This is a genomic window from Mariniflexile sp. TRM1-10, from assembly GCF_003425985.1.
Taxonomy (GTDB): domain Bacteria; phylum Bacteroidota; class Bacteroidia; order Flavobacteriales; family Flavobacteriaceae; genus Mariniflexile.
On sequence record NZ_CP022985.1, the window covers coordinates 424,703 to 447,952 of the forward strand.

A 23,250-nucleotide genomic window follows, 5' to 3' on the forward strand; every position below is an offset into this window, starting at 1 on the left:
CGGCAGGCAGGTGTTATCGCTCTATTTTCATTGGTGTTCGATGATTATCAATTGCGTTTCCAAATCATGGCGATTTCATAATTTTAATTTTAGTTTTAAGAGACTGTTTAAATTATTTTTAAATCATGGCATGCAGAAATATATTGTGCTGCAGACCATGCCTGGTAGGATTTACCCATGGGCTTTCCGGTAATTCCGTGTGCCCATTCTGTAAATTCCCATGCTTCATTTACTCCTTCTTTATTGATTAAAGCTAGTTTATGCAATTCGGCTATTGCCATTTCTTTTAAGCCAAGTTTATTTATGAATTTAACCCAAAAACCACCCACAAAAGGCCATATACCTCCATTGTGATAGTGGTTTGGTAAATTTAAAAGGTTCACTGTATAATAAGGCCGCCAGTCTGGATCTCCCGGGCTTACAACGGGATACACATTCGCCACAGGAAAAGGCTCGTTAACACCTACTCCTAGCATAAAACGTAAAGTTTGATGTGCTTTATCTGCGTCAATTGTACCGTGTAAAAAAGCAAGTACATTGCCTAAAATATCGCAACGCCAACTAAAATCAAACGGTGTTACTTGAGCAATCAAATATGTAGTATCCCCTAAACTAAATTGCCTTTCAGCAAAAGAAAACGATTGAAATAATTTTTGTTGTGTAGAAGGCCAAAAATTTTGAAGTATTTCCTTTTTTATAACTTGAGACCAACGAATATACTCCCCAGCTTGCTCATAATCACCTAACATTTCCAACATACGACCAAAACATACATTGGCTCTATACCATAATATTTCATCATATAGAATGTTATAACTCCTCCCAAACAAATCAGTCCAATCCCCTGCTTCCGGTATTTCCAGTAACGCATCGTTATTACCATCATGTGCACCAAGCCATCGCATGGTTTCTTTTATATCTGAAACATGGTCCCTTAAAAAAGCAATATCCTTTGTTACATTCACATATTCGAAAAAGGCAATGACAACCCAAAGTCCGCTATCAATGGAACAAATACCTCCTACTCCAGAATAATCCGGTACATTATCTTTTATGCGTACATTGGAAGGAATTTGTCCACTACGCGAAATATGCTCCATTAAGGTTAGTAGTGTTTGGCGTTGACATTTGTGGATTTCTTTATCATGTAATAAAGGAAGTGACCCTATAACAGTTATAGCTCCATCTCTAGCCCAAACGCTATGATAATTTTCGTCGGTGCCATTAGGCACATTATCCTTCATGGAACACGCCGAAAAACCAAGTGGTGTGATATTTTTTCGTAATGCTTCAATGGCTTTATCATAGCCTTCGCGTATCAAAGCTATTTTTTCATCTTCATCTTCATGAGCAGCTGCATTGTTTAGTTCCTTTTTTATAAAAAAATCATCGGAATGATCTTCATTATTCGTATTTATAGCATCTTCAGGCAAGATACCATAATAAACCAAACCTTCTATAATACCATTACTATAGTCGCTTTCGGAATGATACACTTGTCGGTGCTTGGTATATTTATAGAGTTCTTCATGGGCATTGGCGACTACAATACCTTTTACATCTTCCATATCGAACATGGCGCAATCGTTTCCACTATCGCCAGCCACTAACGTACTATGCGATTCTACATCTAATTTGTTTAATAACCACTGCAATGCGTTGCCTTTGTTGGCCCACTTTGGTAAAATATCTAAAAATTTTTCGCCCGAATAAACAACATTAACATGCATTTTTGCGCTTGCAAAAACTTCTTCTATATTATCTATAAGCTCTGGGCCAGCATCGTGTAAATAATAACTTCGTTTATAAGCATGTTGAAATTTAGTAGGCTGCTCACTTATGGGATAATTAATATTACTGATAAGTTCTTCAACAGCTTCCAAATCCCAACCCTCATCTAGAACGTCATTAAACTCTTTAACTATAGATTTATTTTTATAGTCGTAAATAAGCGTTCCCACACCAGCTATTATATAATGTGGCTCGGGTAAAACCCCCTTTTTTATTAGGTTTAGAACATCGTCGATTAACCGTCCTGAATTATAGGTTAATAAAACCTCAGAATCTGGTTTATAGGTATTCCATATAGTAGTAAAATTAGTTTTAAGGGTATGAAACTCTAATAATGTATTATCCACATCAAAGGATAATAATTTGATATCATGTTGTTTATTACTTTTTTTTACATCCATATTTTATTGTGATAATATATTAAATTATACAGGTTAAGTGCCAAACGCCCTTGACGCGGTGTTATATCCCAATATACAAAAAATTAAATTTATCATCGAAAATCACTTCTTAAATAGTGAGAAAAAACGTATAAATATAAAACAAAATAAAAGTTTATATTATCAAAAATGAAAATAAGATTGACGCAAATAAGAAAATGACATCAGAATACTGAGTAATAAAGGAAAGTCATAAAAAAGGCTTAAAATCAAATTATTTTAAGCCTGTTCCAAAAAAATAAAATAGTTAAAAGCTTATTTCGTCAAATACCACTTATAAAACTACCATAAGGATCTTTAAATTGAGTGCCTTCTGTAAACCTGAATTTACTGAGTAACTTAAATTCAACCAATGCCCAAAGCACAAACTCCTTCATAAAATAGGAATCTTCTTTTCTTAAATTTGGTTGGTATATCCCCAGTAAATCATCTAAAGAAGAAATGGCATCCAGTATATTTTTGTATTCTTTATCCCTGATTTCGTCCAATAATTCAAAACCGTCACTTTGATTGAAAAACCAAGATACAATGTCGTCATAAGGACTTTCCTCTTCTTGTTTTTTTAGTTTTTCTATTTTAGGAAAAAGCTTTGGAAATAAACTTTTAACCGCTTCACCAATTAAATTATACGCAACTATGGCAGCTCCCTCCTGTTCGCCTTCATAAACCAACTCAACCTTTCCGGTAACAGATGGAATGATGCCCACAAAATCGCTTAAACGCACCGTGGTTTTATCGTCTCCCGATTTTAAAGCGCGTCGTTCGGCTGTACTTAATAAATTCTCAAAGGCTGTAATACTTAATCTGGCACTCACACCACTTTTTGCATCTATATAGTCACTTTTTCTGGCTTCAAATACAATTTGTTCTAACAAATCTTTAGCTAAATCTGGTACTGTAACAGACGCTGTTTGACTTTCTAAAACCTTAGCTTCTTGAGCCGTAATTAGCTTTGCAGTTTCTATATCTGCTGGATAATGGGTTAAAATTTGAGACCCAATCCGATCTTTTAATGGGGTTACAATACTTCCTCTGTTTGTATAGTCCTCAGGATTTGCGGTAAATAAAAACTGAATATCCAACGGTAACCTCAACTTAAAACCTCTAATTTGAACATCGCCTTCTTGCAAAATATTAAATAAAGCGACTTGAATTCTTGCTTGTAAATCCGGTAACTCATTAATGACGAAAATACAACGATTGGCTCTAGGTATCATCCCGTAGTGAATGACGCGATCATCGGCATAACTCAGTTTTAAATTGGCTGCTTTAATCGGATCCACATCACCAATAATATCTGCCACCGTAACATCTGGTGTTGCTAACTTTTCAGCAAAACGTTCGCTTCTGTGCAACCACGAAATGGGTGTATCATCTCCTTTTTCATTAATTAATTCTTTGGCATACCTTGATATAGGCTGAAAGGGATCGTCATTAATTTCAGAACCTTCCACATACGGAATGTATTCATCTAATAAATTCAACATTAACCGTGCTAAACGTGTTTTTGCTTGTCCACGCAAACCCAACAAATTAATATTATGACGCGATAAAATGGCCCGTTCCAACTCAGGAATTACGGTGTTTTCATAACCATGAACACCTTCAAAAGTGGTTTCATTATTTTTTATTCTCTGAATGAGATTATCCCGCAATTCATCTTTTATAGATTTACTTTTATAGCCTATTTTTTTTAAGTCGCCTAGTGTCTTAATATCCTTTATTTCCATAGTTTCATTTTAATTTCAAAAATCATATGAGTAACTTTTAACTCATAACTTTTAACTCATAACTTATAACTTATAACTCATAACTTATAATCCTATCCCCTTATCCTCTTTTTTCTATTAGTTTCATAATCTTCAAAAATCATTTCACCCAAGCCTTTTAATCCAGTATAAAATGCTTTTCCTTGGTTGGCATAAGTAAACTCTCGTACAAATTGCATTAAATAAGGATCTTTAGCAATCATAAAAGTTGTTATGGGAATGTGCAACCGTCTGGCTTGTTGTGCCATAGCGTAACACTTATTGGTAATAAATGGATTTAACCCAACACTGTCTTTATAATAGTGGCCATCTGGCATACGCACACAACTTGGCTTCCCATCGGTTATCATAAAAATCTGTTTATTGGTATTTCGCTTTCTTCTAAGTAAATCCATAGCCAACTGTAAACCATCGACGGTATTTGTGTGGTAAGGACCGACTTTTAGATAGGGCAAATCCTTGATTTCTATCTGCCACGCATCGTTACCAAACACTAAAATATCCAATGTGTCTTTGGGGTAACGTGTGGTGATTAATTCTGCCAAAGCCATGGCTACTTTCTTTGCTGGTGTAATTCTATCTTCACCATAAAGTATCATGCTGTGGCTAATATCAATCATTAATACAGTACTCATTTGGGATTTATGGAGTGTATCTTCTACAACCAAATCATCTTCTGAAATACTAAAATTTCCAATACCATGATTTATTTGGGCGTTCTTCAAACTTTCGGTCATAGAAACTTTATCTAAAGCATCTCCAAATTGATAGGTTCTAAAATCGCCCGTATGCTCATCGCCAATACCAGGACTCTTACTTTTATGGTTGCCTTGACCACTGCGTTTTATATTGCCAAAAATCTGGTCGAGTGCTTGTTGACGAATGGCACGTTCTGTTTTAGCAGTAATTGCCATGCCTCCATTTCCATTGGGATCTATTTTCTCTCTTATATAACCTTTCTTTTTAAGGTCTTCTATAAAATCATCAATGGTATAATCTGGAGTTGTTAATTCGTATTCTTTGTCTAATTCCCGCAACCAATCCATGGCTTCGTCAAAATCGCCAGATGTGTGCGTAATAAGCTCTTTAAAAATATCAAAAAGTTTATCGAAGGGTGCCTGTTCTGGAGCTTCGTATTTTTTGAAAACGAAACCCTTTCTTGAAGTCGTGTATTTTGTCATAGCTGTATAAAAATACTGTTTTTTATACAAAAATGAAGATACTTTAATCAGATTTATCTATTCTTTAACATGTGAAAATTATAGATGTTATTCAACACGTTTTAAGCCCTCTAGATTTTCAATTCGTATTTGTTTTCCAACAACAGAAATTAAGGCTTCTTTTTTAAATTGCGATAAAACCCGAATGGCAGACTCGGTTGCTGTACCAACAATGTTTGCAAAATCTTCGCGGGATAATAGGATACTTAAGGTTTTATCTGGATTCACACCAAAACTATCATGAATATAAACCAAGGTTTCTGCTAAACGCTGCCGTACCGATTTTTGAGCCATATTCACAATAATATTATCTGCTTCTTTTAAATCGTGAGCCATTTCCTTTAAAACATCAAATGAAAACTTTGGGTTATTTTGTAAATTGTTAATTATTTCTCTTTTAGGAATAAAACAAACTTCCATATTGTTTAAGGCTACTGCTTGTAAATTTGAAACCTCGTCGGTAATAAGGGAACGCTGGCCTAATAATTGGCCTTTTACAACCATTTTTACTATTTGGTCCTTACCATTTTCGCTTAGCTTAGACAATTTACAAATACCTTCTTTTACACAATAAACACCGTTAATAGATTCGCCTTCATCAAAAATAATTTCACCTTTTTTAATAAACTTAGAGGTTTTACAACCTGAAATTCGAACAAGCTCTTCTTTAGTTAAAGATTTAAGCGCGTTGAATTGTTTAATAATACATTGTTCACACTTTCCCATTCTTGTTGATTGAAGGTTATAAAAACATTATAAGATTTGTTAAGCCATCATTTTAATGTAATACTAAAAAAGGCACATCTTTATAATAACTAATTTCATTGACGGTTGGATGAAATAAAATGAGCTGGAAATAATTTAAATTCTTCGCCAACATGGTTATTAAATTAATTCCTCTTTCATCTACAAACTGCTGCACGGCATTCTCTATATGTTTATTAGTTAAAAAATGAAAGCTACGGGTGTAATTAGTAAAATAATCATCTAAATATTCCTTGTTTTTTTGTTGGTCTTCGTTAAGCTCCAAACCATATTTATTTACATGTAACACATTAACCGTTGCATTATTTACTTCAATAATATCCAGTATGGGCTGCAACGTCTCTGGTCGGTAAAAAATGGAGAAATCGGTTGGAAATGCAATCTCTTTGAGTTCTGTATACTTGGCATTTTCCGGCACAACCATGGTTGTACATTTTACTTTTGTAATAACATTTCCCGCATTGGTGCCTATGGCTATTTTTTTTAAACCCGAAGCACCTTTTGTTCCCATTACAATAAGATTAATTCTATTTTTAACGACTTGTTCCCTAATGGAATCGACGAGATAATTACTATCTGAAATTATAAAAAACCGATGCTTAGGATTTCTTGGAAGATTGTCGTAAATCCGCTTTAAAGTTTCCTGCAATAACTTTTTTGGGGATTTTGTTAAAGTTTCAGAAGCAACACTTTTATTTTGCACGCCAGCACTTCCACTAGTTACTAATGTACCAGCTGTATTAACGTGTAATAAATAAAAGTTACAGGACGATTTACTGAAAAATTTGAGTGCATAATCTATAGCATTCCATGCATTTTCAGAAAAATCTGTTGGTATTAAAATATTCTTCATGCCTATTTGTCTTCTAAGAAACAAAAGTAAAGGCATGGGCTTTAACTAAATATGACCAAAATCATAATTGGTTTTTATTTGAATAAAAAAAGAACCAAAGGATAAAATTTAAACAGTCTCTTAGCTTATTTGCTGTAGTTTATTAATATCTAAAATTTTAATATTTCTACCTTCAATTTCAATAATACCCAAATCCTTAAAGCCTGAAAGTGTTCTTATTAGGCTCTCTATGGCTACACCTGCAACACTAGCTAAATCGTTTCTGGAAATTCTAATAGAATCATTGGGTTTATGGTTAAGCTTTTCGGCAAATTTCAGTATGGTGGTAGCCGTTCTTCTCTTAACCGAACTGTATGCCATTTGTAACAATTGTTCTTTTACAACCGTTAAATCGTCCGTTAACAACTGTATGAGTTCCAAAGTGACATTATGGTTGGTATTGAGCACATTTTTCAATTCATTTTTAGAAAGTGCCACCAATTCCGAATCTTTTATAGCTGTTGCCGTTTCTTGATAGGGCGTGTTCTGTGTAAAGGAGGTATAACCAAACAAATCATCTTCTTTATATAGAGCCGTTGTTAAATCCTTACCTTGTTCGTCCAGTTTGTGGCATTTAACCAATCCTTTTGATATTAAAAATATATTATTGGAATTTTGCCCTTCTTCGTAAATAATATCACCTTTAGCATAGCTTATTTCATTGCCGTTATCATCAAAAAAGTTTTTGAGGTCATTAAGTGTTCTAAGTTCATCCTCTTGATTAGAAATAGAATTTTTTTGAGCTTCGAAACTTCTGTCTTTTAAAATAGCGGCCTTAGCTAACCTACTTTCAATGGCACTTATTAATTCTTCTTCTTCAAAAGGTTTGGTGATGTAATCGTCTGCGCCTAAATCCATACCTTTTCTAACATCTTTACGCTCTGTTTTTGCAGAGAGAAATATAAAAGGAATGTGTTTGGTTTTTTCATTTTCAGCCAAGGCCTCCAAAACACCATAACCATCAAGTTCGGGCATCATAATGTCACACACAATAATATCTGGAAAATCCTTTCTTGCCATGTCCAAACCAATTTTACCGTTTGGAGCTGTGATAACATTATAATCGGACAGTTCTAATAATTCCGCTGTATTTTCCCTTAAAATAACATCGTCTTCTATCAGTAATATTTTCTTCATTGTTTCACTTTATTTGGTAATATAAATGTAAAGTCGCTTCCCATATTTTCTTCACTAGTAAAGCTTATTGTGCCTCCTAAATTTTCTAAATGGCTTTTTACAATATTCAGCCCAATGCCAGTTCCTTGGGTAAGCAGTGCATTTTCAGCCCTAAAATAACGATTAAATATGTTTTTTTGATCGTTAAGGGGAATTCCAATACCATTATCCTTAATCTTAAACGTGGTATTTTTATCATTCTGCTTTATTTGAATATCTACCAAGGTGTTTTCTGATGAGTATTTAATGGCATTATGTACCAAGTTGGACAATGCCAACTCTACAATTTTTTCATCTTGAAACATGGAGTAATCATCAATATTTTCAGGATATTTTATTTCTTGGCCTTCTTTTAAAAGCATATTGGCGTTATATACCACTTCATTAACAATTTTGCTTATTTTAAACGTGCTGAATTTATAATTAATTTTACCGGTATCTAATTTTTCAATGGATAAGAAATCATTTAAAATATTATTAAGATAATGCACTTTGTCTGAAATGGTTTTTATGTGCTTATCCCTTCTCTCTTGTTGTTCGGTCAACTTATATTTACTCAACAACATAGCCGAAGTTAAAATACCACTTAAAGGCGTTTTAAACTCATGGGAGACTAACGATAAAAATTTTGTTTTTAATTCGTTGAGTTCCTTTTCCTTTTTAAGAGCGTTTTTTATTTTATTTTGGGCCTCAATCCGTTTTTTAATTTCGGCATCTCGTTCTTTGTTTACAATTTTTAATTCTTCTACAGTATCACTTAAAGTCTTTGTACGCTCACTAACCTTTTTTTCCAATTGATCGTTTAGTTCCAGCAATTCAAGCTCTTGTTGCTTGCGTATAGAAATATCTATAACCAATGCCATTACAAACGATTCCCCATTAATTTCCAAAGGATTTAAACCTGCCTCTACAGGAAATGAGTTGCCGTTTTTGTGAGCCCCAAACAAATCACGCCCACGTCCCATTTGCCTACTTTCCTTATGATCCATAAAACCTTCTACATGGGCAGCATGGCCAGCATGGTATTTTTGTGGAATTAACACATTAAGATGTTGGCCTATAAGTTCATCTTTATTGTAACCAAACATGCGCTCTGCTGAAGCATTTGTTTCAACAATATGTTGCTGATTGTTTACTACAATAACACCTTCTGACACAGCTTCAAAAAGCACATTAAAAACATCTTTGTCGTTCTGATACATTTAATTATATAACATTTAAAATTTTTATTTACTAAAATAAAACCTACTTAAAATGGAAGCTTGGTAAAAATACTTAAAACCTCGTAAATCAAATAAAACAGTGTATGTTTTTTTAAATAATCCCTATTTTTTTTGAATGTGCTATAGCTTGATTGCTAAATTTAAAATAACAAACCGATACACCTAAACTTTCAATATTTTCAAGGATTTTAACAATTTTGGTTTTTGTTTTAGATGTTTTTCTTATGTAAATGGCTTTTATGTTTTTTGGGAAGACTTTACTAATTTCTTCATAAATATAAGGATCCTTTTGGCTATCGTCCCCAAGCAATACATATTGCAAATGTGGATAAAATGAAATAATTTCTTTTATTTTAACAAATTTATGATTGTGACTACCACGCCCTGTAAAGAGAAAATCTGAAATTCCTGCCTTTATATCTTTTAGTTTAATAACCGCTTTTGGTAGCTCATGCAATCTTGCAAAAGCATCAATAAATTCATATAAGTTCCATTCACTGCTCGACACATAAAAAAAGGAGTTGGAAGCTACTTCGTTGGTTTGCCCTGCAATGCTTAAGGCTTTATAATGTTGCACGACATCTTCAAAAATTTTTCTGTTGTTAATGTTTCTAAATAAAAGCACATATATTTTTTTAAAAAAACTTTTGCTATGTGATATAAGAAAGGTGTCATCTATGTCCGAAATAATGCCAAGTTTGCTATTAAAAGGTTTTAAAATCTCCCCAACATTCACAATGCCAAAATTGTGAAGTTTACAAATCACTTCATAAGGATGCCAGCCACTTTCAAGTGGTTCGTTGAATGGCAGCGTAAATCTAAAAAAACCGTCATTTAAAGTTTTTGTCGTTATCTCAAGGTTTTTAAATTTTAAAGTCACTACAGCGTTTGGATAGGGTTTTATTCTAAACATATGAATAATGGAAACCGCATGCCTAATACCTTTATTATCAAGTCGGTATTTATCTGGAGCCCATGATTGAAATACATGCCCAGAAACAACAAGTTCCACATCATTTACATAACCTCTATATAATTTTAAATCAAGTTTTACCAAATCAGAATTTATTTACTTAATTGACCCACAAATTACTTAATTTTAAACAATTATAAAGGTTTTATGAAATCAAAAATAAAATTGCTATTGGTTATCAATCCGATTTCAGGAGGTTCTGAAAAAGGTGTAATTACTAAAGACATACAAAATATCGTTCTAAATCAGCATGCGACATTAGAAACCTACCAAACCACAGGCGATAATGATGAAAAACATATTAAAGACATTGTAGAAAAAAAATCCATTGATAGGATTTTGGTTGCAGGTGGAGACGGCACCATACAGCTAGTTGCAAAAGCTATTCTAGAATCAAACATACCTCTCGGCATTATTCCTGCTGGGTCTGCTAACGGATTAGCATCCAATTTCAACTTACCGGACAACCTCGAAGAACAAGTTAAAATTGTCTTAGGGAATCATTTTATTAATATGGACGTTATTTCAGTAAACAACCATCTTTGCCTTCATATTGCTGATATTGGTATTAATGCCCTTTTAATTAAAAACTACGAAAACTCGTCTATGAGAGGGAAATTAGGGTATGCCCTTCAAACCATTCCTACGCTTGTAGAATCTGATTTGCCCTATCGTTTTTCAATAGAAATAAACGGAAAAGAAATACAAAAAGCAGGCATCATGATAGCCATTGCAAACGCCAATCAATTTGGTACTGGAGCTGTTATTAATCCCGATGGAAAAATCGATGATGCTATTTTTGAAGTGTTGCTTTTCAGAAAAATGAATGTCATCGATATTTTAAACACCCTAAGTGAAACGTCTTTAAGAGATCCTGAATTTGTAGAGTGCTTCGCTACAAAAAAAGTAGTGATACACTGCAAGAAAAAAATACCTCTTCAAGTTGATGGCGAATACATTGGTGAAGTTAACACTATTGAGGCCAGCATAGTACCTTCAAAAATAAAAATTATGTTGCCAAGAAAAACAGTTTAAATTAATTTTCAATTTGTTGGTGACACTTTTCTTAGGCCCTTACGGTTCTTTAAAAACATGACTAATATCATATTTTAAAGATACATCAATTTTGAAATTTGCCCTAGTGTTAAGTTAAGTGTAATGTGTCGGTTAAGTCGCTGCTATTTTTTTCTTTTACAAGGCTAAAAAAAACATAGCATAGCCGTAGCTACGGTACGTTTTTTTAACGCAGTAAAAGGGAAAAAGAACAAGACTTGGGTCGGCTAAATTATGCTTAACTTAACACTAGGTATAAATAGAGCAAATATTAAATGGACAAACACACCTGTTTTCACTGCGGTTTAGACGCATCAACACAAGACATTGTTTATGATGAAAAAACATTTTGTTGTGAAGGTTGCAAAACCGTCTATCAAATTTTTTCTGAAAACGATTTAACTTGTTACTACGATTTACAAACCGCTCCTGGAGCAACACCCAAAGATATTGAGGGCAAATACAACTTTTTAGAGAACATCAAAATAATTGAACAATTACTGGAATTTAATGATGGTTCCACCCAAATTATATCACTTTACATTCCGCACATCCATTGCAGTTCCTGTATTTGGATTCTTGAAAACCTCAACAAATTAAACCCTTCCATAAGTGCTTCTGTTGTAAACTTTGGCAAAAAAACCGTTCGGGTGACTTTTAATGCCGAAACCCTGTCGCTAAAAAACCTGGTTACGTTATTAAGTACTATTGGTTACGAGCCTTTCATTAGTTTAGATGATTACAGTGTTGGCAAAAAACATATTGATAGGTCTTTAATTTATAAACTTGGTGTTGCCGGTTTTGCTTTTGGAAACGTGATGTTTTTATCGTTTCCAGAGTATTTTGAAGTGGGCGAATTTTGGCTCGAGCAATTTAAACCCCTCTTTAGATGGCTTATGTTTGCTTTTTCTGTACCAGTTGTATTTTATTCGTCGCAAGATTATTTTATTTCGGCTTACAAAGGACTTCGGTCTAAAATTTTAAATATTGATGTTCCTATAGCCCTAGGTGTTTCAGTTTTATTTATTAGAAGTACTATTGAAATTATTTTCGATTTAGGGTCTGGGTTTTTCGATAGTTTAACCGGACTTATTTTCTTTTTATTACTTGGGAAATTCTTTCAGCAAAAAACCTATGCCTTTTTATCGTTTGAGCGCGATTATAAATCCTATTTTCCTATTGGCATTACAAAAATTACTCCGGAAGGAAACGAAGAATCCATACAAGTTTATGATATTGAAAAGGGCGACCGCCTTTTAATTAGAAATGAAGAACTCATTCCTGTTGATTGTATTTTAATAAAAGGAAACGCACGAATAGATTATAGTTTTGTAACGGGCGAATCCAAAACGGTTAGTAAACAATCGGGCGACAAACTTTTTGCAGGCGGCAAACAACTCAACGGCACTATTGAAGTTGATGTTTTAAAATCGGTTGAACAAAGCTATTTAACACAACTTTGGAGTAACGATGTGTTTAAAAAAGACAAATCATTGGCATTTACAAATATTACCAACCAAATAAGTAAGCGGTTTACCATAAGCATTTTAATAATCGCGGTATTAGCCACTTCATTTTGGTTAATAGTGGACTCCAGCAAGGCCATAAATGTTTTTACATCGGTGCTCATCATTGCCTGTCCTTGCGCCTTGGCTTTGGCTGCTCCCTTTACTTTTGGTAATGTACTTCGCATTTTGGGCAAGAAAAAATTCTACTTAAAAAATGCCAGCGTTATTGAACAATTGGCTAAAATAGACACCATCATTTTTGATAAAACAGGAACCATTACCGCCAATAAAGAAACGTCCATCGCCTATGAAGGCATCTCGCTTTCTAAAGATGAAGAAATGTTACTAAAAAGCACGTTGAGAGGTTCTAATCATCCTTTAAGCAGATCGTTGTACCATCTTTTAAACGAAAACAACATCCTCACTTTAGATAGCTATGAAGAACATTTAGGTAAAGGCATTGAAGCGCAATATAAACAAGATTCCATAAAGATTGGTTCGGCGCCTTTTGTAGGCCACACTTCTGAAACGGCTACATTAAACACAGCCGTTCATATAAGCAGTAACAACACGTATAAAGGAAAATTCACGTTTTATAATGCGTATCGAAAAGGATTGTCCCAACTATTCAACAAACTAAAACAAGATTATGATTTGGTGATTCTCTCAGGCGACAACGAAGGGGAAAAAGACAATCTTACCAAGTTGCTTCCAACAAAAACCAAGTTGTTGTTCAACCAAAAACCAGAAGACAAACTGGAATATATTAAATACCATCAAAGTGAAGGCGCCAAGGTATTGATGATTGGTGATGGTTTAAATGATGCCGGTGCCTTAGCGCAGAGTGATGTTGGTATTGCCCTTTCAGAAAATGTGAATGTATTCTCTCCCGCTTGCGATGCTATTTTGGACGCATCAAAATTCAACGAATTATATCACTATATAAAAGTGTCAAAATCGGCTATCAACATCATTAAATGGAGTTTTTTATTGTCGTTCCTATACAACTGCATCGGACTTTACTTTGCGGTTACAGGCCAATTAGAACCCGTTGTAGCCGCTATTTTAATGCCTTTAAGTTCTATTAGCATTGTTGCTTTTACAACCATTTGCACAAACAATATTCCCCACCTAGCCTACCCAAAGGGGAGGAAACCATTGTCCAAAAATGTTGAGGATGAGTAAGCACATAACAGTTCCCTCTCCTTCGGAGAGGGTTAGGGAGAGGAAAAAATCAAACATGACAAATGTCATATTTTAAGAAATCCTATGAAAGTAATTTTGAACCATAACTTCAAGTAGGTATGAGTGTTATTTATGTCTTATTAACGATTAGCATTGTTGTGGCAGTTGGCTTTTTCATCGCTTTTATAGTAGCGATAAGAAACGGACAGTTCGACGATAGTTACACCCCATCCGTTCGCATGCTATTTGAAGATGAACTGATTAAAGAAAAACCTAAAAAATCAATACTAACCAAAAAAGATTAACAATCACAACTATGGACATCCAGCAATTTCACTACGATAATAAAATCGTTAAAAACTTTATCTATGCCACCATGCTTTGGGGGGTTGTAGGTATGTTGGTAGGCTTACTTCTTGCATTTCTGTTTTTATTCCCAAACTTAACCGATGGTATTTCGTGGCTAAGTTTTGGCCGTTTACGACCATTACATACCAATGCCGTTATTTTCGCCTTCGTGGGTAACGCTATTTTTGCTGGAGTTTACTATTCTTCGCAACGTTTACTTAAAGCCAGAATGTTTAGTGATGTATTAAGCAAAATCAATTTCTGGGGATGGCAACTTATCATTGTAGGAGCTGCCATAACGTTACCATTAGGCTACACATCATCTAAAGAATATGCCGAATTGGAATGGCCCTTTGATATTGCTATCGCTTTTGTATGGGTCGTTTTTGGATGGAATTTAATAGGTACCATCTTAAAAAGAAGACAGCGCCATTTATATGTTGCTCTTTGGTTTTACATAGCCACGTTTGTAACCGTGGCCGTATTACATATTTTTAACAGTTTGGAACTTCCCGTAAGTGCTTTAAAAAGCTACTCCGTTTACGCCGGGGTACAAGATGCCTTGGTACAATGGTGGTACGGGCATAATGCCGTAGCATTCTTTTTAACCACACCGTTTTTAGGATTGATGTACTATTTCGTACCAAAAGCAGCTAACAGACCTATCTATTCTTACAGGCTTTCCATAGTTCACTTTTGGTCGTTAATCTTCATCTATATTTGGGCAGGACCTCACCATTTATTATATACCGCTTTACCAGAATGGGCACAAAATTTAGGTGTGGCGTTTTCGGTGATGTTGTTAATGCCATCTTGGGGTGGTATGATAAATGGGTTGTTAACACTACGTGGTGCTTGGGATAAAGTACGTGTTGATCCTGTTTTAAAATTCATGGTCGTTGCTATCACAGGTTATGGTATGGCAACGTTTGAAGGCCCTACATTATCCCTTAAAAACGTGAATGCTATTGCACATTTTACCGATTGGATTATTGCCCACGTACACGTTGGTGCCCTAGCGTGGAATGGATTCTTAACATTTGGTATGATTTATTATTTAATACCAAGACTTTTTAAAACTAAATTATACTCTATTGGATTAGCAAATCTACATTTCTGGATTGGTACTTTAGGTATTATTATGTACGCACTGCCCATGTACGTAGCTGGATTTACCCAAGCCAGTATGTGGAAACAATTTAACCCAGATGGTACTTTAACTTACGGAAACTTTTTAGAAACCGTTACTGAAATCATGCCTATGTACTGGATGCGTGCTATTGGTGGTACTCTATTCATTACCGGAATGCTCATTATGATCTATAATGTGATTGTAACCATAAAACAAGGTAGTAAGGCTGAAGACGAATTAGCCGAAGCCGCTGCACTAGAACGTGTTACCAAAAAACGTACTTCTGGTGAAGGTTGGCACTCTTGGTTAGAGCGCAGACCTATACAATTAACCATTTTAGCGACTATAGCCATATTAATTGGCGGTATTATACAAATTGTACCGACCATCATGGTAAAATCCAACATACCGACCATTGCCAGCGTCAAACCATACACACCATTAGAGCTGGAAGGACGCGACATTTACATCCGCGAAGGCTGTGTGGGGTGTCATTCCCAAATGATTCGTCCGTTTAGAAGCGAGGTAGAACGCTATGGCGAATACTCAAAAGCTGGTGAATATGTTTACGACCATCCCTTTTTATGGGGCAGTAAACGTACTGGGCCCGATTTACATAGAATTGGTGGGAAATATTCCGATAACTGGCACTTTAACCATATGTACGACCCACAAAGTACTTCATCTGGTTCCATCATGCCTCGCTACCCTTGGTTGATTAAAAATGAATTGGATAAATCGCAAACTGAAGCCAAAATGAAAGCAATGGTGTCGTTAGGTGTCCCGTATTCCGAGGAAGATATAGCCAATGCTCAAGACAATATGCTGAAACAAGGAACTAAAATTGAGAAAAACCTCTATAGCGATCCTGATTTTGTGAATGCTTATGAAGCAGATAAAACATATGCTAAAGATAATGACGAGTCTTTTATTGAAATGAAAAACAGGGAAATCGTAGCCGTTATAGCCTATTTACAACGCTTAGGAACAGACATCAAAGTAGAAACAGCTATAAAGTAATTGGTAGTATATGGCAATAACCCATCAACCATCAACCATCAACCATCAACCATCAACCATCAACCATTAACCATCAACCAAAAACCAAAAACCATTAAATACCATGTTAAAATTCGTAAAAAATCATATGGACAGTATTTCAGGAATAGAAATATACCCTATTATATCATTACTAATATTTTTCACTTTTTTCGTATTGCTTTTTTGGTGGGTATATACAGCAAAAAAAGAGTACCTAAAAACAGTTAGCAACTTGCCATTAGACAACCAAAACGACGATTTATTATGAGAAACTTAATACCATCTTGGATACGCGTTCCTATTGTATTCTTCATCATCTTCGGATTAACAGAATATGTTATCGATTCAGGTGAAAAACCTGCATTTATAAAATACCCTGCCGTATTGCTATTCCTTTTTCTGGTACTGCTTATCCTTATTGCTATTGAAGCCATAGTTAGTGCTTTAGAAAATGTGATGCTCTATAAGCTAGATGAAGAAGCAAAAGCACGCTTTTTGGCCGAAAAAGAAAGCGTTTATAAATTTACGTGGCTAAAAAACACTTATAAAAAGCTTTTAGGTTCTAAACCTATTGAAGAAGAAAGCGAAATTATCTTAGACCACAATTACGATGGTATAAAAGAGCTAGACAATGCTTTACCGCCATGGTGGCTGTATGGCTTTTACATATCTATTATATTTGGAGCCGTATATTTGTTAAGATACCATGTATTTAATGGGGCCAACCAGTACGATGAACTAGAAACCGAATTAGCTGATGCACAAACTGCCATTGAAGCCTACAAAAAAACGGCTAAAGATTTGGTAGATGCCAATACCGTAACTTTACTTACCGATACTGCCGATTTAAGTGCAGGCAAAACCATTTTCGAAACCAATTGTATTGCTTGTCACATGGCAGATGGCGGAGGTGGTATTGGTCCAAACCTAACCGACCAACATTGGATTTTAGGTGGTGACATTAAAAGTGTATTTCATACCATTTCTGAAGGCGGACGTTCCGGCAAAGGGATGATTGCTTGGAAAGCACAACTAAAACCACTTGAAATGGCACAAGTTGCCAGCTATGTTTTAGCATTTCAAGGCACTACGCCTGCCAATCCAAAAGAACCAGAAGGCGACCTTTGGGGAGAAAACACTTTAGAAACCCCTGCTGAAACGGCAACAGATTCAATACAAGCAGTGACTAATCAATAATAACCAAACCTGTCAATTTAAACGTTGGCAGGTTTAAATTACCAAATCTTGGAAACACCAGAAAACGAAGTATTTAGAGATTCCATTAGTACCGTAACCAATGAGGGTAAGCGTGCTTGGGTATTTCCTAAAAAACCTAGTGGAAAGTTCTATACATACAGAAAATGGGTCAGTTATATCCTGCTGGTATTTTTACTAACGGCTCCATTTTTAAAAATAAATGGCAACCAATTTTTAATGTTCAATGTTTTAGAACGCCGTTTTAATATTTTCGGGTTTCCATTTTGGCCACAAGATTTCCACCTGTTTGTAATTTCAATGATCATTGGTGTGGTATTTATTACGCTATTTACGGTTGTCTTTGGACGCATTTTTTGCGGTTGGATTTGTCCGCAAACCATTTTTATGGAAATGGTGTTCAGACGTATAGAATATTGGATTGAAGGCGACAGAGGCAAACAAATACGTTTATCCAAACAATCTTGGAATGCCGAAAAAATAAGAAAAAAAGGGTTGAAACTGATTATTTTCCTATTCATTTCCTTCCTAATCGCAAATGTGTTTTTAGCGTATTTAATAGGCAGTGATAAACTAATAAGTTATATAACCGATAATCCTCTTAACCATATAAGCACCCTCATATCCTTACTCATTTTTACGGCTGTATTTTATTTTGTCTTTGCGTGGTTTAGAGAACAGGTTTGCGTTATTGCCTGTCCTTATGGTAGGTTACAAGGCGTATTGTTAGATAACAAATCGATTGTGGTGGCTTACGACCACAAACGTGGAGAAGGTGAAAAAGGCAGAAAGAAAATCAGGAAAAATGAAGATAGACATGCTTTGGGATATGGAGATTGTATAGACTGTTTTCAATGTGTGCATGTATGTCCAACAGGTATTGATATTAGAAACGGCACCCAATTAGAATGTGTGAATTGTACCGCTTGTATTGACGAATGTGATAGCATCATGGACAGTGTTAACTTACCTAAAGGTTTGATAAGATACGCCAGTGAAGATAATATCGAGAAAAAAACACCCTTTAAACTCACAGCAAGAATGAAGGGTTATATGGCCGTCCTCACTATTTTAGTTGGCTTGCTAATAGGGATGCTATTTTTAAGGAATGATGTAGAAGCCACTGTTTTAAGATTACCAGGACAGCTATTTGAACATAAAGAAAACAACATTATCAGTAATGTGTTTACTTATAAGCTGATAAATAAAACGACGAATGATATTGAAGACGTGAGCTTTAAATTATTGTCCCATAAAGGCACCTTAAAGTTGGTGGCAACTAGCAATAGTTTTACGGTTCCTAAGTCTGGTATTGCCAAAGGAACCTTGTTTGTTGAAATTAATAATGCGGTTTTAACTGGCGATAGGAACAAAATAAAAATTGGCGTTTATCAAGGCGACACATTAATTGAAACCACAACGGCTAATTTTTTAGGACCTAGGAGTTATAGGTAGTTTTGGGTATTGGGCACTGGGCACTGGGTCTTGGAAAAAGGGCATGCTAAAAAAGTAATAATGAGATCCTGAAACAAGTTCAGGATGACAAGACTAATAGATTTCCTCCTTCGAGGAAATGAAAAAAAAATATAACAAGATGAAAATAAATTGGGGAACAGGTATTGTATTGGCTTTTATAGGCTTTATAAGCTTTATTATGTATTTTATTATCACTTTGAATGTGAATGATAAGTACAACCACGACTTGGTTACCGAAGATTATTATGCCGAGGAACTAAGCTACCAAAACGATATTGATAAATTAAACAATGCCAAAAATTTGGATAAAAATATAAGTTACGAACGCACTGATAAAGGTTTACTTATTGTGTTTCCTAAAAATATAGATTTTAGTAAAATTTCAGGAAATGTGTTCCTATATAGACCATCTAACAAACAATTAGACTTTGATACTACTATATCACTGTCTAAACCTTATTTGCTCATACCTGACAAACGTTTGGTAGGTGGTCGTTGGAACATTAAAGTGGATTGGCAATACAACAACGAATTGTATTTGTACAAAGAAATAATAAATTATTAATTATGCTTATTTCAGCTTTTGTTTTAGGTTTACTAGGAAGTTTTCATTGTGTTGGCATGTGCGGACCTATTGCTTTCATGCTTCCCGTAGACAGAACAAATGCTTATAAAAAACTATCTCAAATAACTATTTATCACTTTGGCAGATTATTGGCTTACAGTATTATAGGCTTGGTTTTCGGACTTGTTGGCAAAAGCTTTTACCTATTTGGTTTTCAGCAACAATTATCGATTGCCATTGGTATTTTAATGATTGTTTTTGTTATAATTCCACAACATACTTTTAACAAATACCGTGTTTCTAAACCCATCTACAAACTTATAAGTAAAGTTAAATCAGCCTTAGGCAGCGCCTTAAAGAAAAAAACAGCAGACACCTTTTTAACGATTGGTTTTCTTAATGGCTTTTTACCTTGTGGGTTGGTTTATATGGCAGTATTTGCTGCTATCGCCAGTGGTAATGCTTTAAGTGGTAGTTTGTATATGGCCATTTTTGGACTGGGAACTATCCCGTTAATGACGACAGCTATTTATTTCAGTCATTTTTTAAAGGGAAATATACGACAAAAAATACAAAAAGCCATTCCTGTTTTTGTGGTACTTATTGGTATTCTGTTTATACTCCGGGGCTTAGGCTTAGGTATTCCTTACATCTCGCCTGCTCCTATTGGTGATATGGTCTCAAGCCAAATAAATTGCCATTAAACCCAGGTTATACAAAAAAGAGGCTGTCTAAAAGTCCTTTAAATTTAATTTGTCAGGTTGAGACTTTTGTTAAAGTTTTTAACTAGCGAATGCGATGACGTATTTTGTGCAAGTTTAACAAAAAGTCACAATATTTCCGAGGCACAGCGTAGTGTTTATATACCTGTGGTTGAGTATGGTTTTCAGAAAATAGGGGTAGCGATTATGGTGCTTATTTATAATAATGCCCGAATGGTAGTCTAGCAAGCATAAAAATTTTCTGGGTGTGATTTTAAAAAATAATGTAGGATGAAAAAAATCAGGAAAAACGCAGGAGGGATCGATATCGGAGCCAAAAAAATCTTCATAGGTCTTGAAGATAAGGAGGTTCGCAGTTTTGATACCTTCACATCAGATCTGGAACAGGCGGTATCTTACTTAGAGGAAAACAATGTAACCTCAGTGGCCATGGAAGCCACGGGAGTGTATTGGGTCATCCTCTATGATATATTGAAGGCAAGAGGCATCGATGTATGGTTGGTGGATGGCAGGAGCACAAAACAAGTTCCAGGCAGAAAGACCGATGTAAAGGACTGTCAATGGATACAGCAATTGCACAGCTATGGTTTGTTGAACCGTTGTTTTGTTGCAGATGAACTGGTACATGAACTAAGGAGCTATCAACGCCTGCGCGAAGATCACATCCGTAGTGCTGCTATGCATATTAACCATATGCAAAAAGCACTGACCCTGATGAACGTTCGGCTAAAAGAAGTTCTGGACCAAGTTCACGGGGTAAGTGGATTGAAAATAATCAGGGCGATCTTAAAGGGCGAAAGGGATCCCGGGGTTTTGGTAAAGCTATGCCATGGGAGTGTGTTGAAAACAAAAAAGGAACTGATCCTTAAATCCTTGAAAGGGCACTACAATGAAGCAGGGCTATTTGCTTTGGGCCAAGCAGTGGTGTGCTATGATTTTTATCAACAACAAATTGCCGGTTGTGATCTGAAAATGGAAGAAGTCCTTAAAAAGATGGGGGCAAACCGGCCTAAAGTATCAAATAAGGCAACTCCACGAAAAAACGTGAGGCACCACAAACCAAATATAGAAGGAATGGACCGTTATCTATTGCAAATATTTGAAGGCAAAGATGCTACGGTCCTACCCGGTATAACAGATTATAATTGGATGCAGCTCCTATCGGAAATAGGGACTGATTTACATAAATGGAAAACAGAAAAGCATTTTACTTCCTGGTTGGGACTGGCGCCAAAACAGCACCATTCGGGCAAGATGAAAAAAAACTATAAGGCTAAAGGACAACCAAAGGCCGGCCTGATATTTAAGCAAGCGGCCACGAGCCTGCTCAACAGCAAGAAAATTGCATTGGGTGCTTTTGGCAGAAAGATAAGGGCAAAGAAAGGGGCATCACCGGCAATAAAGGCAATGGCAAGAAAACTGGCAGAGCTCTATTGGAAGCTATTTGTTAAAGGACTGTCATATGTAGAGAAGGGAATCAAAGATTATGAGGAGAAGATCTTGTTTAATAAACAAAAGAACATTATGAAAATGGCAAGAGAACTTGGTTTGTCAATTAGCTATAAAACAGCGGTTTAGCAAATACGTCAATGGTAGCTTGTCGAAACCGATATTGGTTATCAGTAGGTTAAAATATTTCGACAAAGCCTGTGCTGAGCTTGTCAAAGTGCTCAATATGAGATAGAACTAGACTTTTAGACAGCCTCTTTAATAGAAAAAAACACTAAATAATTAAAATATACTAAGAAACTGTTTAAGTTTTGTTTATTGATGCTTTTTTGAATTATTTTTGGGTCAGATGAGGCGGATTTTTTTTTAATAGCAGAGCTATTAGAAAAAAATTCAACGAAATATGGGTCAAAAAGAAGCAAAAAATGGCTTTTAGATAAAATTTAAACAGTTTCTAAATCTTAAAGGTTATTACAGGGAATTCAGCATGGTTTGCAACATCTTCACCTATACTGCCTTCTAAAAAATGTGCCAATCCTTTTTTACCATGTGTAGGTATGGCTATAATATCAGCTCCTACTTTTGATGCAAAGTTTATAATGCCAGCTTCAACAGTATAATCAGACACATAATGCACTTCGCTCATTCTATCTAGGTTTCTATCGGCTTTGGCGAAAAAATTAACCACACTTTTTTCAATTTCCGCAGAAGTTTTAAAACGTTCGTTGGGTAAATTCACGTAAACCATATATACTTTAGAGTTCATTTTATTGAACATTTTAATAGCATTGATATACGGTTTTATGGATTCTTCTGAAAAATCGCAAGCAAAAACCACTGTTTCAAAATTAATATCTTCTAACCTGTTTTTTACAACCAATACAGGAATATCGGCATTTCTAACGACACGTTCTGTATTGGAACCAACAAAAAATTCCTTAACACCACTAGAGCCATGAGACCCCATAACAATAAGGTCGGCATCATTTTTTTGAGCCACATCATTAACCTCACTAAAAACCTTAAAATGCTTGATTATTGGTGTTACTTTCACACCTTTTAAATAGTCTTTCTCTAAAAAGGTTTCAAACTTTTGTTCAGATAGCTTGAAAAAATAAGCTGCCTTTTCATATTGAAGACCATCAGATGCAGATAGCATAATATCGGACATTTCCAACATGTGCAGTACCAATATCTCGGCGTTGTATTTTTTTGCAAGTTTTGCTGCAACATGTAATGCATATTCTGAATGTTCAGAAAAATCTACTGGTACAATAATTTTTTTCATCTGTTTATATTTATTTTTT

Annotated in this window: 19 protein-coding genes; 10 read left to right on the forward strand and 9 right to left on the reverse strand. The window is 35.1% G+C overall.

The window, feature by feature from the left end; genetic code table 11:
- Positions 1-107 precede the first annotated feature (107 nt).
- The 8 genes from CJ739_RS02010 to CJ739_RS02045 all read right to left on the reverse strand — a co-directional run bounded on the left by CJ739_RS02010 (position 108) and on the right by CJ739_RS02045 (position 10,333).
- Complete coding sequence (locus tag CJ739_RS02010; protein ID WP_117172393.1) at positions 108-2,192, reverse strand: HAD-IIB family hydrolase; 2,085 nt, start codon at positions 2,190-2,192, stop codon at positions 108-110.
- Between the two features lie 302 nt (positions 2,193-2,494).
- The gene (locus tag CJ739_RS02015) at positions 2,495-3,961 is read right to left on the reverse strand and encodes a MoxR family ATPase (RefSeq protein ID WP_117172394.1); all 1,467 of its coding nucleotides are present in this window, start codon (positions 3,959-3,961) and stop codon (positions 2,495-2,497) included.
- Positions 3,962-4,053: 92 nt separating this feature from the next.
- Positions 4,054-5,181, reverse strand: coding sequence for a vWA domain-containing protein (locus CJ739_RS02020; protein ID WP_117172395.1), 1,128 nt, complete (start codon positions 5,179-5,181; stop codon positions 4,054-4,056).
- A gap of 87 nt (positions 5,182-5,268) precedes the next feature.
- Entirely contained in the window at positions 5,269-5,946 is a 678-nt protein-coding gene (locus CJ739_RS02025; RefSeq protein ID WP_117172396.1) for a Crp/Fnr family transcriptional regulator, read from the reverse strand.
- A 52-nt stretch (positions 5,947-5,998) separates the two neighbouring features.
- A complete protein-coding gene (locus CJ739_RS02030) occupies positions 5,999-6,838 on the reverse strand; it encodes a universal stress protein (protein WP_117172397.1) in 840 nt (279 codons plus the stop codon).
- A 120-nt stretch (positions 6,839-6,958) separates the two neighbouring features.
- The gene (locus tag CJ739_RS02035) at positions 6,959-8,014 is read right to left on the reverse strand and encodes a response regulator (protein WP_117172398.1); all 1,056 of its coding nucleotides are present in this window, start codon (positions 8,012-8,014) and stop codon (positions 6,959-6,961) included.
- The gene (locus CJ739_RS02040) at positions 8,011-9,255 is read right to left on the reverse strand and encodes a PAS domain-containing sensor histidine kinase (RefSeq protein ID WP_117172399.1); all 1,245 of its coding nucleotides are present in this window, start codon (positions 9,253-9,255) and stop codon (positions 8,011-8,013) included. The genes CJ739_RS02035 and CJ739_RS02040 overlap by 4 nt, the downstream gene beginning before the upstream one ends.
- Before the next feature lie 112 nt (positions 9,256-9,367).
- Positions 9,368-10,333 (reverse strand): App1 family protein phosphatidate phosphatase, encoded by a 966-nt coding sequence (locus CJ739_RS02045; protein ID WP_117172400.1) that lies wholly within the window; start codon positions 10,331-10,333, stop codon positions 9,368-9,370.
- Between the two features lie 63 nt (positions 10,334-10,396).
- On the opposite strand from CJ739_RS02045, the gene CJ739_RS02050 reads away from it, so the two are divergent.
- The 10 genes from CJ739_RS02050 to CJ739_RS02095 all read left to right on the forward strand — a co-directional run bounded on the left by CJ739_RS02050 (position 10,397) and on the right by CJ739_RS02095 (position 22,072).
- Positions 10,397-11,284 (forward strand): diacylglycerol/lipid kinase family protein, encoded by an 888-nt coding sequence (locus CJ739_RS02050; protein WP_117172401.1) that lies wholly within the window; start codon positions 10,397-10,399, stop codon positions 11,282-11,284.
- 293 nt (positions 11,285-11,577) lie between these two features.
- Positions 11,578-13,995 (forward strand): heavy metal translocating P-type ATPase, encoded by a 2,418-nt coding sequence (locus CJ739_RS02055; protein ID WP_117172402.1) that lies wholly within the window; start codon positions 11,578-11,580, stop codon positions 13,993-13,995.
- Between the two features lie 119 nt (positions 13,996-14,114).
- The gene (gene ccoS / locus CJ739_RS02060; protein WP_117172403.1) at positions 14,115-14,300 is read left to right on the forward strand and encodes a cbb3-type cytochrome oxidase assembly protein CcoS; all 186 of its coding nucleotides are present in this window, start codon (positions 14,115-14,117) and stop codon (positions 14,298-14,300) included.
- Between the two features lie 11 nt (positions 14,301-14,311).
- Positions 14,312-16,495, forward strand: coding sequence for a cytochrome-c oxidase, cbb3-type subunit I (gene ccoN / locus CJ739_RS02065; protein ID WP_117172404.1), 2,184 nt, complete (start codon positions 14,312-14,314; stop codon positions 16,493-16,495).
- Positions 16,496-16,598: 103 nt separating this feature from the next.
- Positions 16,599-16,784, forward strand: a complete 186-nt coding sequence (locus CJ739_RS20505; protein ID WP_117172405.1) for a CcoQ/FixQ family Cbb3-type cytochrome c oxidase assembly chaperone — start codon at positions 16,599-16,601, stop codon at positions 16,782-16,784.
- Positions 16,781-17,713 carry a cbb3-type cytochrome c oxidase N-terminal domain-containing protein gene (locus tag CJ739_RS02075; protein WP_117172406.1) on the forward strand — a complete coding sequence of 311 codons (933 nt, stop codon included), beginning with the start codon at positions 16,781-16,783 and terminating at the stop codon, positions 17,711-17,713. The genes CJ739_RS20505 and CJ739_RS02075 overlap by 4 nt, the downstream gene beginning before the upstream one ends.
- 48 nt (positions 17,714-17,761) lie before the next feature.
- On the forward strand, positions 17,762-19,186 hold the full coding sequence (gene ccoG, locus CJ739_RS02080) for a cytochrome c oxidase accessory protein CcoG (protein WP_117178676.1): 1,425 nt from the start codon (positions 17,762-17,764) through the stop codon (positions 19,184-19,186).
- A 139-nt stretch (positions 19,187-19,325) separates the two neighbouring features.
- Positions 19,326-19,772 (forward strand): FixH family protein, encoded by a 447-nt coding sequence (locus tag CJ739_RS02085; protein WP_117178677.1) that lies wholly within the window; start codon positions 19,326-19,328, stop codon positions 19,770-19,772.
- 2 nt (positions 19,773-19,774) lie between these two features.
- Complete coding sequence (locus CJ739_RS02090; protein WP_117172407.1) at positions 19,775-20,476, forward strand: sulfite exporter TauE/SafE family protein; 702 nt, start codon at positions 19,775-19,777, stop codon at positions 20,474-20,476.
- Positions 20,477-20,764: 288 nt separating this feature from the next.
- The gene (locus CJ739_RS02095; RefSeq protein ID WP_117172209.1) at positions 20,765-22,072 is read left to right on the forward strand and encodes an IS110 family RNA-guided transposase; all 1,308 of its coding nucleotides are present in this window, start codon (positions 20,765-20,767) and stop codon (positions 22,070-22,072) included.
- A gap of 325 nt (positions 22,073-22,397) precedes the next feature.
- Here CJ739_RS02095 and CJ739_RS02100 read toward each other — a convergent pair whose 3' ends face one another.
- The gene (locus tag CJ739_RS02100; protein WP_117172408.1) at positions 22,398-23,231 is read right to left on the reverse strand and encodes a universal stress protein; all 834 of its coding nucleotides are present in this window, start codon (positions 23,229-23,231) and stop codon (positions 22,398-22,400) included.
- Between the last annotated feature and the right edge of the window lie 19 nt (positions 23,232-23,250).

Coding starts and splice junctions, on each gene's coding strand:
- ccoS (WP_117172403.1), top strand. CDS start 14,115: ATGAGTGTTATTTATGTCTTATTAACGATTAGCATTGTTGTGGCAGTT.
- CJ739_RS02030 (WP_117172397.1), bottom strand. CDS start 6,838: ATGAAGAATATTTTAATACCAACAGATTTTTCTGAAAATGCATGGAAT.
- CJ739_RS02020 (WP_117172395.1), bottom strand. CDS start 5,181: ATGACAAAATACACGACTTCAAGAAAGGGTTTCGTTTTCAAAAAATAC.
- CJ739_RS02085 (WP_117178677.1), top strand. CDS start 19,326: ATGAAAATAAATTGGGGAACAGGTATTGTATTGGCTTTTATAGGCTTT.
- CJ739_RS02015 (WP_117172394.1), bottom strand. CDS start 3,961: ATGGAAATAAAGGATATTAAGACACTAGGCGACTTAAAAAAAATAGGC.
- CJ739_RS02040 (WP_117172399.1), bottom strand. CDS start 9,255: ATGTATCAGAACGACAAAGATGTTTTTAATGTGCTTTTTGAAGCTGTG.
- ccoN (WP_117172404.1), top strand. CDS start 14,312: ATGGACATCCAGCAATTTCACTACGATAATAAAATCGTTAAAAACTTT.
- CJ739_RS02050 (WP_117172401.1), top strand. CDS start 10,397: ATGAAATCAAAAATAAAATTGCTATTGGTTATCAATCCGATTTCAGGA.
- CJ739_RS02075 (WP_117172406.1), top strand. CDS start 16,781: ATGAGAAACTTAATACCATCTTGGATACGCGTTCCTATTGTATTCTTC.
- CJ739_RS02095 (WP_117172209.1), top strand. CDS start 20,765: ATGAAAAAAATCAGGAAAAACGCAGGAGGGATCGATATCGGAGCCAAA.
- CJ739_RS02010 (WP_117172393.1), bottom strand. CDS start 2,192: ATGGATGTAAAAAAAAGTAATAAACAACATGATATCAAATTATTATCC.
- CJ739_RS02055 (WP_117172402.1), top strand. CDS start 11,578: ATGGACAAACACACCTGTTTTCACTGCGGTTTAGACGCATCAACACAA.
- CJ739_RS02100 (WP_117172408.1), bottom strand. CDS start 23,231: ATGAAAAAAATTATTGTACCAGTAGATTTTTCTGAACATTCAGAATAT.
- CJ739_RS02090 (WP_117172407.1), top strand. CDS start 19,775: ATGCTTATTTCAGCTTTTGTTTTAGGTTTACTAGGAAGTTTTCATTGT.
- CJ739_RS20505 (WP_117172405.1), top strand. CDS start 16,599: ATGTTAAAATTCGTAAAAAATCATATGGACAGTATTTCAGGAATAGAA.
- CJ739_RS02025 (WP_117172396.1), bottom strand. CDS start 5,946: ATGGGAAAGTGTGAACAATGTATTATTAAACAATTCAACGCGCTTAAA.
- CJ739_RS02035 (WP_117172398.1), bottom strand. CDS start 8,014: ATGAAGAAAATATTACTGATAGAAGACGATGTTATTTTAAGGGAAAAT.